Consider the following 15,499-nt stretch of genomic DNA (forward strand, 5'->3'; position numbering starts at 1 on the left):
AGGTGAGGCCCGGCGGGCTGCCACCGTTGCCGCCGGTCCTCCACCATGGCCATCTTCGGCGCGAGCCACACCACCGGCAGCCTCCTCGGCTTCTCCTTCCCCAGCTCCTGGCTCCAGTCCGCGAACAGCATGTGGGTCCTGCTGATGGCCCCCGTCTTCGCCGCGATCTGGCCCCTCCTCGCCCGGCGCCGCGAGGAACCCAGCCTGGTCACGAAGTTCGCCATCGGCCTCGCCCTGATCGGCGTCTCGTTCTTCGTCTTCTCGATCCCCATGGCCTCCTCCGGCAGCGGCACCAAGGTCAGCCCCCTGTGGCTGATCGCCATCTACCTCGTCCAGTGCCTCGGCGAACTCTGCCTCTCCCCCGTCGGCCTCTCCCTGACCTCCCGGATCGCCCCCGCCAAGTACGCCAGCCTCCTCATGGGCGTCTGGTTCCTCGCCGTCACCGCCGGCGACTGCGCCGCCTCCCTCCTCGTCCAGGCCGGATCACACCTCGACACCACCCCCGTCGTCCTCACCGAAGCGGTCCTGGCGGTCCTGGTCGCACTCCTCGTATTCACCGGCCGCGGCCGCATCCTCACCCTGATGGGCCACACCCGCTGAAGGTTCGGAGCTCCGTCGGCGCAGCCGAGACAGGAGGTCGCGCGTGCACCCGCCGCCGCCAGCCCCCAGTGCCGCCTTCGTCGACGTTCTTCCTGCGGTCGGTCCGGTCGGTCCCTCGATGGCTCACCTCGCCAGACGCTGCACAAACGACGCGAAAGGCGCGCGGCGGACCGTCACGGAAATATGAGGTGGTGCAACGGCACCGAGCCCAGGAGGCGCCATGAACACGTACAGTGTCACGCCCGAGGAAACCCCATCGGGTGAGGGCTGCACCGCCGAGGCGCATCAGGAGCGGCCGGACGGTGGGCTCTGGGAGCACCCCTGGCTGTTCTTGGGGTTGATAGCTTTCGGCGCGGTCTTGGTGGCCGGCTTCTTCGCAGCCCGGATCGCGGGGTTGTGATCACGTGCGGTACCCAACGCGCCGGTCATGACCGCCAAGGGGCTCGTGGGAGCCCGGCTGCTGGTCGTGGGCGCCACGGGGGCCCTGGGTCACCTCGCCACCCAAGAGCTCCACGAGCGGGGTGCCCTCCTCGCTTTGGCAGGGAGGAACGAGCAGCGGCTGACTGCCTGCTCCGAGGCTTTCGGCGGTCCCGCTCGGCTGATCGACGCATATGACCTCGACGGCTGCGCCGCTCTCGCGCCCTGGGCCCTTCAGGAGTTGGGCGCGCTGGACGGGGTGCTCGTTCTGGTGGGGGTAGCCGGTTTCGGGCGGGCCGAGGACGTACCTGATGCGGTGGCCGAGCACCTGTTCACCGTGAACTTCCTTTGCCCCGCGGCGGTGCTGCGCGGGGCGGTTGCCTGCGTCGCGGAGGGAGCCGTCCTGGCCGCCGCGACGGGAGCGATCGTGGACCGGCCGATGCTGGGAACAGCCGATTACGCGGCGTCCAAGACCGCTCTGAGTTGTTGGCTCGGTGTCGTAGCGCGTGAAGGGCGGGCACGGCGCATACAGGTGCTCGACTTCCGGCTCCCGCACCTGGAAACCGGTTTCTCGGAACGGCCGGTGACAGGTAGCGCGCCCGCCCTGCCGACGGGGGCCGACCCCGGTGCGGCCGTGCGTGCGATGGTCGACCGACTCGCGGAGGTCGCCCGCCTCGGAGGAGGAGCATGAGGGCCGCGGTGCACGCGCTCAGCCCGTGTCCCCGTGTCCCCGTAGGCCGAGGAGAGGAAACGAGTTGGATCACATCGGCGCCGACCCCGAGAGTCTCCGGGGACAGCTCTCTTCATGGGTGGTCTCACCCGACGGCGGGCGTGTCGAAGAACGTACGTGTTCCCACCTCGCCGCGCTTCCCGGACAGCCGGTGACGCCTGTGGGGATGTGCGCGGAGTGCCGCGAACGCGGGTGGACTTGGGCCCGGCTGCGGTGGTGTGCGACGTGCGGGCACGTTGGATGCTGCGACAGTTCGCGAGGCCGCCACGCCTACGCCCACCACGCGCAGACGGGCCACCCCGTGGTGCTGTCGATGGATCCCGTCGAGGCCTGGGCGTGGTGTTTCGTGGACGAACTCTTTCTCGTTCACGTGCCGGAGGGGTAGGAATCCCCGGAGCTGAGACTGCCCGCCGTTCAGGGCTCAGGGTGCTCAGGGTGGTGTGTCGCCGGTCGCGCGGTGCGCCCGGGTGACCTGCTCGACGTCGCCGAGCCGGTCCAGGCCCTTCACGGCCCGGGCCATCCGGGGATTGCCCTCCAGCCGTGCGCGATGCCGGTCGAGGAAGGACCAGTAGCCGACGGTGTAGGGACAGGCCCGTTCGCCGCTGCGGTCCGTGGGCCGGTATCGGCAGCCCTCGCACAGGTCGCTCATCCGGTGGATGTAGGCGCCGCCCGAGGTGTAGGGCTGACTCTTCGCTCCGCGAACCGGCACCGGATGCGTCCATCGCGGATGGTTGCATCCTCTGGAGCTCGACGTCACGGCGAGAGGTCCCGCACCCATCGGTACGGGACCCGCTCCTCACCCCCGGACGGCCGGGAGTCCGGCCGCGCTCGACCGGTCATGCCTCGGGAGCGGTCGCGTCGATCCCGGGCAGTTCCGCGTAGACGGAGGCGAAGGCGGAGGCCGCGGCGTCGATCGAGTAGCTCGTACGGACCGTGGCCCGAGCCCGGCGCGCCATGGCGTCGAGAACCGCAGGCTTCAGGGACAGCAGCGCCTCCAGCCCCTCGGCCAAGCCCTTGGACGAGGAGGTGTCCAGGAGCAGCCCGTTGACCGTGTCCTCCAAGTAGTGGGGAACTCCGCCACGGCTCGTGGCTGCGACCGGCAGGCCCGCATCCATGGCTTCGAGCACGGCGATGCCGAACTCCTCCTTCGCGCTAGGGCAGACGTAATAGGCCCGGCCCGTGGTTCCGGATCGGGCCAGCGCCCGCTCCAGACAGCGGACTTCGGCGTTGGGCATCGCTGCCATCATGGCCAGCCGCGAAGACGCGGTCGGGGTCGCGACCATGAGATCGGCGATCGCCTTCCGCACGTGCAGCTCTCCCGGATCCGCCCGATCCACGCGAGGGGATCCGCCCACGATCACGAGCGTCGAGCGGAGATACAGTCCGGATTCGATCCATGCGCGCACCAAGACGTGCTGCTGCTTGAGCGGGTGCAGGCGCCCCACGGTGAGCAGGATGGGCTGGCCGCGCTGGTCGGCTTCGAGCTTAGAGGGCAGCCCGGTCTCGAAGAGCCGTTCCAGCAGGCGCTCGCGTCTGCGGGGCTCGTCGGCGGCGGGCTGATAGGCGGTGATCCCCTCCGGTGGCGCGATCGGTCCTCGTCCTGCGCGTGCGGCTGCGAGTTGGGGAAGGTAGCGGACCAACTCCGCTGTTCCGCCGCGGCCCGGGATACCGATGACGGCGTCGGCGCGATCGACGAGCCTGTCGGCCGTGAAGACGCGGTGCAGGTCTTGGCGCAGGTCCTCCGCCGAGGTGTCGCCGGTGACCGTTCGCCCCGCGTACCGCTCGCTGACGCGGCGGTGCGGGTCGGGGGTGGCCGTGAAGACCAGTCGGGTGCCGAGCTCGCGCGCTGCTTCGGCGACTGCCAGGGATCTGTCGTCGGCGTACCTGACATGGACCAGGTCGGGCCGTCGTCCGAGCCCTTCGAGGATCATGCGTGTCCACCAGGTGAGCGCACTTGCCTCGCCCCCTGCCCCTATCCCCGGAGCGGTAGTGGCGTGGGGGTCGGTCGGCAGGCTGACCGTCCAGTGTCCAGGTCCGCGACCTCCCAGGAGGGTGGGCTCGGCCAGGAGCTCACGCGCGTCCTTGGTCACGAGGGTGATGACGGCATCGATGCCCTCCGTCCGCGCGAGCGCGTCGCCCAGGCCGGCGAGGAGGACTCCGAGACCGCCGCTGCTCCCCTCTCCCGGGGTGTCCATCTCACCGAGCAGCATCGACTGAACCACCAGCAGGCCGGCTGCGTGCGGCAGTGCGGGAGGTTCGAAGAGACGCTCGCCTGTGGCGGCCGTGAGGAGCAGCCGTTCATAGGCCTCTGTCGCGGTATCGGGCTTCGGGAGTAGATGCCGACACGCGGGTTGGCCCGCGAGGTGGCGCCACAGGGCCAACCTGGCCGACCTGTTGTTCAAGGGGCTTCGCCGGGCGTGGGAAGCCCACCTGTTTGGCTCCATGATGTGGAGCCGTCCCGCGGTGGCGAGGTCGATCAGATGAGCCAGGGTTTCGGGGTCGGTACACTGCAGGATCCTCTGGGTGAGTGCGCGGCGGACGGACTCGGTTCCGTGGCGGCGTAGCGACAGCGGCCAGGCTTCCGCGACGGTGCTGCGCAACCGTTGGTCTGCGTTCAGGGTGGCGGCCAGGAGTTCTTCGGGGTCGACGGACCCACGCAGGCGCAGGGCGCGACGCAGGAGGGCCGTCTTCCTGTCGCCCGGATCCGGCAGGCGGTCGGCCGGATGGCCTTCGTGCCGCGGGCGGTACTCGGCGTTGAGGAAGGAGGCCAGTGTTCCGAATGTCGCGGGTATCCGCGGCGCTCCTCTGGCGTCCCAGAAGCCCTGTCGGGCCACGACAAAGGGGTCGAGCCCTTCCTGCGGGGTGGTTGCGTCCATGGGGCGCTGCTCTCGCTCGGGCGGATGGTCACCGCTGATTCCGTCGCGTAAACGGCTTTGGATGCGGAGGAGGGGGCAACCGGCCACCGTGCGTGCTGCCTCCGGATGCCCGCCTCCGACCGAAGGGGGCAGGACAGCCCTCTGCCGGAAGTGAGGCCTTCGTGCCGCGTGTCACCGTGATCGCTCCACCGTTCCACTCGCACGCGTCCCCGCTGTCCGTGCTGGCGGGAGAGCTCCGTACGGCGGGGGCGGAGGTCACCTTCGCCTGCGGCGAAGCGTTCGCACCTCTGGCTGAAGCGGCGGGGGTGGAGTTCACCCCGCTGACGGTCACGCGCAATGCGAATACCGGAATCGCCCGGCGCACGGTGCAGGGCCAGGACGAGTCTCGGCGCTTGGAGGAGTTCCTCGATGCCACGCTCGCCGGGGCTGTTCCCGCGCTGCTGGTTCAGGCCCGCCATCGCGGGGCCGACATGCTCGCCGAACCAGAGCGGGTTCTGGAGGAACTGCGGTCACTGCACGCCCGCCGGCCGGCGGACTGGTACGTGGTGGACCAGCTGAGTTACCCCGCCACCCTCGCACTGCACTGCCTGGACCTGCCCTACGCGACGTTCTGCCCGGGGCATCCCAGTTATCTGCCGGCCGCGCCGGACGCGCTGTTCGGAGTGCCCTACGCGTGGCCGCACGCCGTACGGCCGGCGGCCGCCGCGCTGCACACGCTGCGCGAGGAGGCGCTGGTGAACGACCGCTCCTTCACCGCGCTCTTCGCACGGTTCATATCCCTTCACGCACCGCACCGACCGGTACCGAGGCGGGCGTTCGCGCTCTGTTCGCCCCGAGCAGTGGTTCTGCACTATCCGCGCCTGGACTGGCTCCCCCCGCGCCCCGAAGGACCGGAATACGTCTTCAGCGGGCACTTCACTCGCGCCGAACCGGAAGGGCCCGGTCCGTTCTGGGAATCCGAACTGCGCAGGCTACGGCAGGGGGGCCGACGCGTGGTGCTGGTGGCGCTGGGAACGTTCCTCTCGGCCCGGCATGACGTACTGGAGGCAGTGACCCGGGGGATCCTGGCCGAGTGCGAGGACACCTCGGTGATCCTTGCGGCCGGGGACCGTGCTGAGTCGCTGGCCCCCCTGGCCGGCCCGCGGGTCTCGGTCGCGGCGACCGTACCTCAGCAATCGCTGCTCACACGAGTGGATGCGATGGTCCACCACGGCGGGAACAACTCCTTCACCGAGTGCCTGGCCGCCGGGGTGCCCGCCCTTCTCCTCCCCTTCTCCAGCGACCAGTTCTCCATCGCTCACGATGCCGAAAGGGCGGGGGCGGCCCTGTGTCTCGACCCGAACGGGTTGGACGCCGGCGCCGCGGGCCGTGCCGTCTCCACGCTCCTGGACGCACCCCGGCACGCCCTCGATCAACTCCGCCGGCACGTGCGCTCACGCGGCCCCGCGCAAGCGGCCGGCAGACTGATCCATTTGATGGCCTGAACCGTTGCGCCGACTCAACGGTTGGAGCCGCGCCCCGCTGCTTCCCTCACGGGAGCGGCTCGTCTGTGGAGAACTCTTCGCCGAGCATCTCCAGGAACCGCAGGGCCGCAGATGCGTCGTCCTCGCCGGCGCGTTCCAGGGCCCGCTCCGTGGCGCGCGCCAGAACGCGGAAGTGGTCGGAGGCCACCTTCCGGGCCGTGGGTTCGTAGTGGAGGTGGACGACACGCCGGTCGGTGGCGTCGCGGACGCGGCGCAGGTGGCCTGCCTTCTCCAGTCGGTCCAGGCATGCGGTGACGGCTCCGGATGTGAGGCCCAGGTGCTGGCCGAGTCTCCCCGGTGTCATGGGGGTCTGCGCGTCGAGGATGGCGCCGAGGGCCTGGATATCGGTGGCGTGCAGGCCGTTTTCACCGGCGAAGCGGTGGATGAGAACGTTCATCTCGCTGTTGACGCGACGCAGGTGGCGGGCCATCTCCATCAGTCGCGGGTCGACGGCGGTATGCCGAGCGGCACTGGCCTCATCGTCTGGTTGCCTGTCTGCCGCCTCCACGTGCACAGACTAACCCGAGTCGGCGCTCGCCCCTGGTCGGCGCCGGGGCCGAGCACGTGCGGTACGTCAAGATCGACTCAGGGTCCGAACGGTTCCGGCTGCGCGCAGGATTCAAGACCAGTTGGGCCTGACCGCCGGGCCGAGTCCCTGCAGGTGGCATGGAGCTACGAGAATCCGGGCCTTGACCCCGAATCCTGAACACGGGTTATGCGGCTGGTGTCAGCGTAGTTGGTGTGAGGTGGAGGGCGTTTTCGAAGGCGATCGGTGATCGTTGTCCGAGGCGGGAGTGTCGGCGTCGGGTGTTGTATCGGGTCAGCCATCGGAAGGCGTCGAGTCGGGCTTCGCACTCGTCTGGCCAGCTCTTTCGTCCCTGCAGGGTTTCGCGTTTGAAGGTCGCGTTGAAGGACTCGGCGAGTGCGTTGTCCGCGCTGGACCCGACCGCGCTCATGCTTCGCCGGACCCCTGCTGACCTGCAGGCTTCGGCGAATGCCCTGCTCGTGTACTGGGCTCCGTGGTCGGTGTGCATGATCGATCCGGCAAGGCTGCCGCGCGTGCGGATCGCTGCGGCCAGGGCGTCGGTGACGAGGTCCGCGCGCATGTGGCCGGCGATCGCCCAGCCGGCCAACCGGCTCGAGGCGAGGTCGATGACGGTCGCCAGGTAGCAGAACTTCCCGCCGTCGATGGGCAGGTAGGTGATGTCGCCGACGTACTTCGTGTTCGGGATTTCGGCGGTGAAGTCGCGGCCGATCAGGTCCGGCGCCTTGGCCGCGGTCGGGTCGGGGACGGTGGTGCGGTGCCGGCGGCGCAACCGGACTCCTTCGATCCCGGACGCCCGCATGAGTCTGGCGACCCGCTTGTGGTTCACCGCTTCTCCGCTCGTCTCGCGGAGCTCGGCGGTGATCCTCGGGGCTCCGTAAGTGCCGTCCGATTCCTTGTGCACGGCCCGTATCCGGACGGTGAGCCTCGCGTCGGCTGCCTGCCGGGCGGCCCGGCCCGTGGCTGTCCGGCGCCAGTAGTAGAAGCTCGAGCGGCTGACACCAAGGATGCTGCAGAGCCGCTTCACGCCGTAGCGGCGCTGATGGTCGGCGACGCACTGGAAGCGGTTCACCAGCGCGTCTCCCCGGCGAAATACTTCGCCGCTTTCCGCAGGATCTCGCGTTCCTCTTCCAGCTCACGGACCTTCTTCCGCAGAGCTGCGTTCTCTGCCTCCAGCGGGGCCGGCGGCTGGGCCGGTTCCTGCGTCCGGCGTCCGCGGGGCCGACTCGCTCCGGCCGCCCGGACCCAGTTCCGCAGCGTCTCCGGGTTGATCCCCAGATCGGCGGCGACCGACGTTATCGTCGCCTCCGGCCGCGACTCGTACAGCGCGACCGCGTCCGCCTTGAACTCCGGCGGGTAGTTCTTCATGACCACGAGATGTCCGTTCTCAGATCCTCAGGATCCAGTGTCTCGTGTGTGCAAAATCAGGGGTCAAGGCCCTCCCCCTCTGCCGCGTTCATCGAGATCACCGGCCATCCGGCCTTCCACCCGATTGCATCCGGTTGGGGGGCGGGGTCGGAAGCAGGAGTAGAGACGGTCGGGCGCCGGTGGTGGCTTCGGCTCCGTGCCCGCTCGTCCACTCTCGCAGGAACGTCTTCTAGCCCACCGGGAGCCGGCCGTGCCAGGTTTTGAGACATCCGCCTCGGCGCCGGCGCCAGGACGCCGGCACCCATGGGTGAGCGGGTTGGCCTTTGTGGGCTTCCTCGCCGTGAGCTATGGCGTCGCGGCCCTCGGGGCCATTGCATCCGTCGATGCAGGTGAGATCTACGGGGCGCTGGACCGACCTTCTTGGGCCCCTCCTTCCTGGCTTTTCGGCCCGGTCTGGACTGTGCTGTACGCCACCATCGGTATCTCGGCCTGGCTGGTCTGGCGCCACCCGAACCGCCATCGGGTTCGCGGAGCACTGACGTGGTGGTGGGTACAGCTCGTGCTCAATCTCGCCTGGACCCCGTTGTTCTTCGCTGCCCGCCAGTACGGGCTCGCCCTGTTGGACATCGCCCTTCTCTTGGCCGCGCTCGGCACGACCATCGTGCGCTTCCGGCGGTTGAGTGTCACGGCGGCGGGGTTGCTGATTCCCTACCTGGGGTGGGTGGCTTTCGCGACCGCCCTCAACGCGTCCATCTGGCAGCTCAACCCATGAGGCTCGACAAGGACCCCCAGACGCCTCCCGCGGAGGTGGTGGTGGTGGGGCTGAGCACGGGGGCTGTGGCGCAGCATCTTGGTGTGGCTGCCACCACGCTTCGTTCGTGGGAGCGTCGATATGCGATCGGTCCCGCCGTCCGCATCGGGGGCAAACATCGCCGCTGGCTGCCGGAGGACATCACGCGGCTGGAGGAGATGTGCCGTCTTACCGCTCGGGGTGTTCCTCCCTCGGAAGCCGCGCGTGCCGCGCGGGCGTCAGCCGGCGGAGTGTCCAGGGATACGGGTGACGCGTCGGCCGGGTCAGGGCGGGCGCCGGGAGGCCGCGGCGCGCTGCCCCTGGGGACGGTCCGTGCCGAATGCCGGGGGCTGGCACGGGCCGCCGTACGGCTGGACGCGGAGGCGGTGGAGGTCTTGCTGGAGCGGGCGATCGAGGACCACGGCTGCGTGGTGGCCTGGGAGGAGATCATCTCGCCGACGCTGCACGCGGCGGGCCGTAAGTGGGCTTCGTCGGGTGAGCGCTACATCGAGGTCGAGCATCTGCTGTCGTGGCTCGTCTCCTCGGCTCTGCGGCGCCTGTACCGGCGACGCCAACCGCCTCGCGAGGGAGTACGTCCGGTCGTTCTGGCGTGCGCGCCCGGAGAGCTGCACAGCCTGCCGTTGGAAGCCCTGTGGGCAGCTCTGGGAGAGCGTGGACTGCCGGCGAAGATGTTCGGTCCGGCACTTCCCGTGAGCGCTTTGAGCGAGGCGGTGCGGCGGGTGGGGCCTTTGATGGTGGTGGTGTGGGCCCAGGGACGGCCCGCGGACGCGGCGGAGTTGGTGAACGCGGTCGAGGGCGTCGAGTGGGGCGTACGGGGAGCGAGGTCACGGTCCACGCTGCTGGTGGCCGGGCCTGGTTGGGACTCCGTCCCTCAGGCCGGGTCGAGGCGGCTGACCGGCCTGCGCTCCGGGCTGGACCTGATCGAACGACGCCTTCTGAGGTGATCCGCGCGCGAGGACCGCCCGCGCATACCGAGGGCGGTCCTCGCGCCACACAGACGGTTGGGGCCGCCGATCGTTACCAGCCGGCGCGGTGCGGCTACGAGGTTTCGCTCCGCGCGATGCCGGTCGTATCCGGGTCCTGCTGACGGGCCAGGGCGCTGGGCCACCAGCTCCGCGGGCCGATGTCGAGCACCAGCGCGGGCACCAGGAGGGACCGTACGACAAGGGTGTCAAGGAGGACGCCGAAGGCGACGATGAAGGCGATCTGCACGAGGAAGGCGAGAGGGATGACCATGAGGGCCGCGAAAGTGGCGGCCAAGACCACCCCCGCCGAGGTGATGACACCACCGGTCGTGGTCAGACCACGCAGCACACCTTGACGGACCCCGTGGACGAGCGACTCCTCACGGACCCGGGACATCAGGAAGATGTTGTAGTCGACGCCGAGCGCCACCAGGAAGACGAACCCGTACAAGGGAACCGAGGCGTCCGTGCCGCTGAAGCCCAAGAGGTGCTGGAAGACGAGCGCGGAAACACCCAGGGTGGCCAGGAAATTGAGTGCGACCGTGGCCACGAGGAGGAGGGGGACCAGCAGTGCGCGCAGGAGCAGGATGAGGATCAGCAGGATGATGCCGAGGACGATCGGGACGATGACCGTGCGGTCGCGGGCCGCGGTCTGTTCGGTGTCGTACTTCTGGGCGGTGTAACCGCCCACGATCGCCTCGGCCTCCGGTACGGCGTGCAGGCGCGTACGCAGATCCGCGACCGTTCGCTTCGCCGCGTCGCTGTCGGCGGCGGCCGCGAGGGTGGCGTCGATGCGGACCCGGCCGTCGACGACCAGGGGCTCGCCACCGGGTCGGCCCGAGGCCGTGACAGTCGTCGCCCCTGCTACACCGTCCGTCTTCAGGGCAGCGGCCTGCACTTCGGCCGCCCTTCCCGAATCCGCGATGATCACTGCAGGCTGGCCTGATCCGCCCGGGAAGTGCCGGCTGAGAGTCTGCTGGGCGGCGACGGAGGGCGCGTCCTTGACGAAGATCTCCTCCAGGGGCACGCCCTTGGAGGACAGGGTCGACGCGAACCCGGCGAGGACGAGCAGGAGCAGCGCGGTTGATGCCCAGACCCGGCGCGGCGCCCGGTCGATGGCGGCCGCGACGCGGCGCCACAGGGCGTGACCCCCGCCCCCGGCATCGCCGGGCTTCGGGGTGGCCGGCCAGAAGGCCGTGCGGCCGAGGAGTACCAGTACGGCGGGCAGGAAGGTGAGGGTGCTCAGGACGGAACAGACGATGCCGATCGCGCCGACCGGGCCGAGGGCCCTGTTGTTGGTCAGATCGCTGGCGAGCAGGGCTAGGAGGCCCAGGGCAACGGTTGCCGCGCTGGCGGTGATCGCTCCTGCCGAACGCCGGACGGCGGCCGCCACGGCTGCCATCCGGTCGCCGCGTGCCGCGAGTTCCTCCTTGAACCGCGCTGCCAGCAACAGCGCGTAGTCGGTCGCCGCACCGATGACCAGGATGGACAGAATTCCCTGGACCTGGCCGTCGACCCGTACGACGTCCCGGTCGGCCAGCCAGTAGACGACCGCGCATGCGAGGCCCAGTGCGAACACCGCGCTGATGATGATCATCAGCGGCAGGAGCAAGCTGCGGTAGACCAACAGGAGGATCAGGAGCACGGCGCCGAGCGCCACACCGACCAGCAGTCCGTCGATTCCGGCGAAGGCGTCCGCGAGATCGGCCTGCGTGGCCGCCGGTCCCGCGATCTGCACGCTCAGCCCCGGCACCTCGCCGGCCAGCGAGCGCATTTCCTCCAAGACGGCCGGGAGATCATCGCCCAGATCAGGGGCGATCGGCACGATGGCTTGCAACGCCAGACCATCGTCCGAGAGCAAGGCGGGCGACGGCGGTCCGGTGACGCCGGTGCGCCCGGCTACCGCGGCTACCGCCCGGGTCGCCTCCCGCTGCTGCCCGTCCGTGACCCGCCCCCCGTGGGAGGCCTGCCAGACGACGATGGCGGGCACCGATGCGGAGCGCTCGAAGGCCTTGCGCGCTTCGAGGACCTTGGTGGACTCGGCGCTCTGCGGCAGGAAGGCCGCCTGGTCGTTGGTGGCGACTTCGCCGAGCTTCCCGGCGTACGGGCCGAGGACTGCGCCGATCCCCAGCCACGCCACCAGCAGGACCGACGGCACCAGCCATCTAACCCATCGCGATGTGCTTCCCACTGCAACCCCTCAGTCATCTCAGCAATCAAGTATCTCAATCATTGAGAGATACTATGCTGGAAGCGTGGACTCCACGAACACCCCTCCCGCCGTACTTCCGTACGACGACCTGATCGGGTTGCGGTCCTTCGCCGTTTTTCTGCGGGGAGTCGCGACGAAGCCGGTCTGGTCGCGGGTGGTGATCGGCTCCTGCCTCGTCCGGGCCGCGCTCGTCGTGGAAGAGGGCACACGTGGGCGGCTGCGCGCCCGCGGTGCTTACCGCGCCAGGGCGGCGTTGATCAGGTAGCCGGCTTCCTCGGAGAGCCTTTGGCGCCGTCCGTCCTCGCTCATCTGCCGCAGTTCGCCGCGCAGGGCGATCTCCGTGCGCAGGAGTGTCGTTCTGGGCACCGGAACCCGCTGACCCGGCTTCTCCGTGAACGGCCGAAGTTCGGCCGCCAGCATGCGCGCGTCGTCCGATGTGCCACGTCGCAGTGAAAGGAATACACGGGCAAGCCAGTCAGCAGGAATCTGAACCATGAAGTCACTCATGCCGGGGCAACGATTCGCCCCTGGCTCGTGACGGCCGACCACCCGCACGGCCCGCAATTGCGGGAGGATGGTGGAATTCAGTACAGGCCCATTCGCCGGGCGGTGTCCTCTCTGTGCGGCATCCGCCGGCGGAGACATGGCGGATGCCGGATCCTCCGCTCTACGGCAACCCAGCAGGCAGGGGAAGTCGCGACCTCAAAATTGTGCATAAAGGGTGCAAGTCGCTCAGCAGATCGAGCTGGGGGTACGTTCGGCCGGACCGGCCACCTCGCCGGAGGTGGCCCTGCCTCTACGAGAAGCGAAGCACCGCGTCCCCACCAGCTGAGGAGTATTCATGAAGCTGAGCGACGAACTCCCAGTCGATCACAGGCTGGCAACCGTCTACCGCTATGGCGCCCTTCTCTGCGGGCTGATCCTGATCGCGTTCGGTGTGCTCGGCTTCGCCGGAGCCCTCCGCCCCTTCGACACGCAAGGCGAGACCATCGCGGGCCTGACCACCAACACCACTCTGAGCGTCATCTCCGTCCTCGTCGGGCTCGGACTGGCTGCGGGCGCCGTCATCGGCGGAAACTTCGCCTCCACCCTGAACATCACGGTGGGAGGCCTGTTCCTGCTCAGCGGGTTCGCGCACATCTTCATCCTCGACACGGGCGCCAACATCCTGGGATTCGGCATGACGAACGTGATGTTCAGCTTCGTCATGGGCTTGATCATCATGACCTTCGGGATGTACGGCCGTGTCTCTAGCAAGCTCCCCCACGACAATCCTTACTGGCAGCGCCGTCATTCCACGGATGAAGCCGGCCGGGAGCCACAGGCGAGCCGGGCCATCGCCTCGTAACAGTCCGTTTCCCTACGCGGGCGGTGCGGCGCGGGTGAGGATGCTGTGGTGATTGGCAACCTTCCCGAACCGTCATCGAGTCTCATCGGCCGCGCACCCGAGAGGGCAGCGCTCGTGGCCGCGCTCGCCGAGCAGCGGCTGACGACCGTGACCGGCGCCGGAGGTGTCGGCAAGTCCAGTCTCGCCCTGCACGCGGTCGGTGCGGGCGAGGATACGGACGTCCTGATCGGGTGGGCTCACCTGTGGCCGCTGCAGGACGAGAAGCGGCTGGTGGCCACCCTTGCCGATGCGGTGGGATTCTCCGACCACCAGCACCGCGAACCGCTGGCGGGGTTGTCCGAGTGGATGTCCGGGCGCCGCACACTGCTGGTTCTCGATTCCTGTGAGCACCTGACCACCGCCGTACGCAGCGTGGTTGCGGACCTCCTGACGGCCTGTCCCGAGCTTCGGGTGCTGGTCACCAGCCGTGAACCTCTCGGAATCGCAGGCGAGGGCGTTCTTCGCCTGGGCCCTCTGGGAGAGAGCGACTCGATGGAACTGCTCCGCGAGCGGGCCGCGGCGGCGGGGTCATCGTGGCACGGGCCGGAGGCCGAAGCCTCGGCAGTGGACGTCTGCCGACTTCTGGACGGATTGCCGCTGGCGCTGGAACTGGCCGCCGCCCAGCTGGCAGGCACCTCTCCGCAGCGTCTCGCGGACCAGCTGCGTGCCCACGCGGGCGCGGAGTTGCTGCACACGCGCAAACCCGTACAGCCGGCGCGTCATCGGAGTCTGTGGACGGCCATGGGGTGGAGTCATGAGCTGTGTGAACCGAAGGAGCGGCTCCTGTGGTCGCGGCTGACCGTGTTTCGCGGGCAGTTCGACGCCACGGCCGCGCGCGCGGTCTGCGCGGACCGCCGGCTCCCGGCCGCCGACGTCACCTCCGCGCTGGAGGGCCTCGTCCGCAAGTCCGTCCTGACCCGGGTCGAGTCGGGCTTCCGACTGCTCGAGCCGCTGCGCGAATACGGCCGGATGTGGCTCGTCGAACTGGGCGAACTCGACGACGCCGCGGACCGGCACGCCACCCATTTCGCCGCGCTGGCCGCCCGGGCCGAAGAGGACTGGCTCGGACCGGGCCAGGTCGACGCCTATGCACGGGTGGAGGAGGCCCACACCGACCTGTGCGCCGCCCTGGACCACCTCCTCATCACCTTCCCCGGAAGGGCCCTCGCACTGATGGGGCGGCTGGGGTTCTTCTGGGCGTGCACCGGACATCTGCAGGAGGCGCGCGGCTACTTGGAACGCTGCCTGGACCGGGCAGTCGAACCGGACGGGCCGGAACACACCCAGGCCTTGTGGGCACTGGGCACGACGCGACTCCTCCAGGGTGACCACGCGGGTGCATTCGCCCTGGCCAGCAGGTGCTCCGAGGCGGCCGACCCCGCCCTCGACCCCGAGGGGTCCCTACGGGCCGCCTACCTGAGCGGGCTCGTCCACTTGATGTCCGGCGACCCCCACCAGGCACACGCCACCGTCCGAAGAGCCCTGGATGACGTGCCCGCCGATCCCTTCTTCTCGCAGGCCCGCCTGTTCTGCCGGCTCGTGGCCGTCTTCGCCCTCACCGGGCTCGGCGACCTGGCCGAAGCGGAGAAGAAGGCCGAGTCGCTCCGCGAGAAGTGCGCCCTGATCGGCGAGTACTGGACCCGCTCCTACACCGAGTACCAACTCTCCCTGATCGCCCTCCTCCAGATTCGGCCCGCTTTGGCCGCAGAGCGGGCGCACGCGATGCTGCTGTCGAAGCGGAAGATCGGCGATAGCTTCGGAGTCGCCCTCGGCCTGGACCTGCTCGCCGCTGCGGTCGCCCTTCAAGGCGAGGCGGATCGGGCGGCCCGCATCTACGCGGCGGGGTTGTTGCACTGGCGGGCCGTCGGCCATCCACAACGCGGCACCCCGGAACTGGCTCCAATCCGCGAGCAGTGCGAAGAGTCCCTCAGGGCCCGACTCGGTGCGGACGGCTTCACCCGGATACTCCAGGACGCCGAACGGGAAGAGCCGGCCGAGCTCCTCGCCCGGATTCTCGGCGAAGACGAAGCAGGCCGGCACAGGTGAGCACCAAGCATGTTCAATCA

General features: G+C 69.4%; 15 protein-coding genes and 2 pseudogenes. 11 read left to right on the forward strand and 6 right to left on the reverse strand.

The window, feature by feature from the left end:
* Positions 1-45: 45 nt before the first annotated feature.
* The 4 genes from OG435_RS04825 to OG435_RS04840 all read left to right on the forward strand — a co-directional run bounded on the left by OG435_RS04825 (position 46) and on the right by OG435_RS04840 (position 2,132).
* Positions 46-600: an oligopeptide:H+ symporter gene (locus OG435_RS04825; protein WP_266875504.1), complete on the forward strand. Its 555-nt coding sequence runs from the start codon at positions 46-48 to the stop codon at positions 598-600.
* Positions 601-820: 220 nt separating this feature from the next.
* On the forward strand, positions 821-1,000 hold the full coding sequence (locus OG435_RS04830; RefSeq protein WP_266875505.1) for a hypothetical protein: 180 nt from the start codon (positions 821-823) through the stop codon (positions 998-1,000).
* Positions 1,001-1,027: 27 nt separating this feature from the next.
* Entirely contained in the window at positions 1,028-1,708 is a 681-nt protein-coding gene (locus OG435_RS04835) for an SDR family NAD(P)-dependent oxidoreductase (RefSeq protein WP_266875506.1), read from the forward strand.
* A 205-nt stretch (positions 1,709-1,913) separates the two neighbouring features.
* The gene (locus OG435_RS04840) at positions 1,914-2,132 is read left to right on the forward strand and encodes a UBP-type zinc finger domain-containing protein (RefSeq protein ID WP_266881529.1); all 219 of its coding nucleotides are present in this window, start codon (positions 1,914-1,916) and stop codon (positions 2,130-2,132) included.
* Positions 2,133-2,177: 45 nt separating this feature from the next.
* On the opposite strand, the pseudogene OG435_RS04845 reads toward OG435_RS04840, so the two are convergent.
* Positions 2,178-2,435, reverse strand: a pseudogene (locus OG435_RS04845) (cryptochrome/photolyase family protein); the annotation flags it as partial.
* 148 nt (positions 2,436-2,583) lie between these two features.
* Positions 2,584-4,623: a glycosyltransferase gene (locus tag OG435_RS04850; protein WP_266875508.1), complete on the reverse strand. Its 2,040-nt coding sequence runs from the start codon at positions 4,621-4,623 to the stop codon at positions 2,584-2,586.
* A 161-nt stretch (positions 4,624-4,784) separates the two neighbouring features.
* Here OG435_RS04850 and OG435_RS04855 point away from each other — a divergent pair, with 161 nt between their 5' ends.
* On the forward strand, positions 4,785-6,107 hold the full coding sequence (locus OG435_RS04855) for a glycosyltransferase (protein WP_266875510.1): 1,323 nt from the start codon (positions 4,785-4,787) through the stop codon (positions 6,105-6,107).
* 46 nt (positions 6,108-6,153) lie between these two features.
* Here OG435_RS04855 and OG435_RS04860 read toward each other — a convergent pair whose 3' ends face one another.
* Positions 6,154-6,582 carry a MarR family winged helix-turn-helix transcriptional regulator gene (locus tag OG435_RS04860; protein WP_266875511.1) on the reverse strand — a complete coding sequence of 143 codons (429 nt, stop codon included), beginning with the start codon at positions 6,580-6,582 and terminating at the stop codon, positions 6,154-6,156.
* 277 nt (positions 6,583-6,859) lie between these two features.
* Positions 6,860-8,064, reverse strand: a protein-coding gene (locus OG435_RS04865; protein ID WP_266875513.1) for an IS3 family transposase whose coding sequence is annotated in 2 segments (ribosomal slippage) — positions 6,860-7,773 and positions 7,773-8,064 — 1,206 coding nt in all. Because the reading frame shifts where the segments join, the coding sequence is not laid out codon by codon here.
* Between the two features lie 301 nt (positions 8,065-8,365).
* On the opposite strand from OG435_RS04865, the gene OG435_RS04870 reads away from it, so the two are divergent.
* The 3 genes and pseudogenes from OG435_RS04870 to OG435_RS04875 all read left to right on the forward strand — a co-directional run bounded on the left by OG435_RS04870 (position 8,366) and on the right by OG435_RS04875 (position 9,813).
* Complete coding sequence (locus OG435_RS04870) at positions 8,366-8,830, forward strand: TspO/MBR family protein (RefSeq protein ID WP_266875515.1); 465 nt, start codon at positions 8,366-8,368, stop codon at positions 8,828-8,830.
* Positions 8,827-9,072: pseudogene (locus OG435_RS50055) on the forward strand (MerR family transcriptional regulator); the annotation flags it as partial. The gene OG435_RS04870 and the pseudogene OG435_RS50055, both read left to right, overlap by 4 nt.
* A gap of 27 nt (positions 9,073-9,099) precedes the next feature.
* Positions 9,100-9,813: a B12-binding domain-containing protein gene (locus OG435_RS04875; RefSeq protein ID WP_323187935.1), complete on the forward strand. Its 714-nt coding sequence runs from the start codon at positions 9,100-9,102 to the stop codon at positions 9,811-9,813.
* Positions 9,814-9,907: 94 nt separating this feature from the next.
* Here the strand turns inward: OG435_RS04875 and OG435_RS04880 are convergent, their stop codons facing one another.
* A complete protein-coding gene (locus OG435_RS04880) occupies positions 9,908-12,025 on the reverse strand; it encodes an MMPL family transporter (protein ID WP_266875519.1) in 2,118 nt (705 codons plus the stop codon).
* 64 nt (positions 12,026-12,089) lie between these two features.
* Here OG435_RS04880 and OG435_RS04885 point away from each other — a divergent pair, with 64 nt between their 5' ends.
* Positions 12,090-12,311 (forward strand): hypothetical protein, encoded by a 222-nt coding sequence (locus OG435_RS04885; protein WP_266875521.1) that lies wholly within the window; start codon positions 12,090-12,092, stop codon positions 12,309-12,311.
* Here OG435_RS04885 and OG435_RS04890 read toward each other — a convergent pair.
* Complete coding sequence (locus OG435_RS04890) at positions 12,281-12,553, reverse strand: hypothetical protein (RefSeq protein ID WP_266875522.1); 273 nt, start codon at positions 12,551-12,553, stop codon at positions 12,281-12,283. The two genes, OG435_RS04885 and OG435_RS04890, sit on opposite strands and share 31 nt — an antisense overlap.
* 334 nt (positions 12,554-12,887) lie before the next feature.
* On the opposite strand from OG435_RS04890, the gene OG435_RS04895 reads away from it, so the two are divergent.
* Entirely contained in the window at positions 12,888-13,394 is a 507-nt protein-coding gene (locus OG435_RS04895) for a DUF4383 domain-containing protein (protein WP_266875523.1), read from the forward strand.
* Between the two features lie 48 nt (positions 13,395-13,442).
* Positions 13,443-15,479: an ATP-binding protein gene (locus tag OG435_RS04900; RefSeq protein WP_266875525.1), complete on the forward strand. Its 2,037-nt coding sequence runs from the start codon at positions 13,443-13,445 to the stop codon at positions 15,477-15,479.
* Positions 15,480-15,499: the final 20 nt, after the last annotated feature.

Origin of the sequence: Streptomyces sp. NBC_01264 (genome assembly GCF_026340675.1) — a bacterium.
Lineage (GTDB): Bacteria > Actinomycetota > Actinomycetes > Streptomycetales > Streptomycetaceae > Streptomyces.

What these genes read in the sequence shown, in the direction of transcription:
- OG435_RS04835 (WP_266875506.1), top strand. Translation starts at nt 1,028, where the DNA reads ATGACCGCCAAGGGGCTCGTGGGAGCCCGGCTGCTGGTCGTGGGCGCC.
- OG435_RS04890 (WP_266875522.1), bottom strand. Translation starts at nt 12,553, where the DNA reads ATGAGTGACTTCATGGTTCAGATTCCTGCTGACTGGCTTGCCCGTGTA.
- OG435_RS04850 (WP_266875508.1), bottom strand. Translation starts at nt 4,623, where the DNA reads ATGGACGCAACCACCCCGCAGGAAGGGCTCGACCCCTTTGTCGTGGCC.
- OG435_RS04860 (WP_266875511.1), bottom strand. Translation starts at nt 6,582, where the DNA reads ATGGAGATGGCCCGCCACCTGCGTCGCGTCAACAGCGAGATGAACGTT.
- OG435_RS04830 (WP_266875505.1), top strand. Translation starts at nt 821, where the DNA reads ATGAACACGTACAGTGTCACGCCCGAGGAAACCCCATCGGGTGAGGGC.
- OG435_RS04840 (WP_266881529.1), top strand. Translation starts at nt 1,914, where the DNA reads ATGTGCGCGGAGTGCCGCGAACGCGGGTGGACTTGGGCCCGGCTGCGG.
- OG435_RS04895 (WP_266875523.1), top strand. Translation starts at nt 12,888, where the DNA reads ATGAAGCTGAGCGACGAACTCCCAGTCGATCACAGGCTGGCAACCGTC.
- OG435_RS04825 (WP_266875504.1), top strand. Translation starts at nt 46, where the DNA reads ATGGCCATCTTCGGCGCGAGCCACACCACCGGCAGCCTCCTCGGCTTC.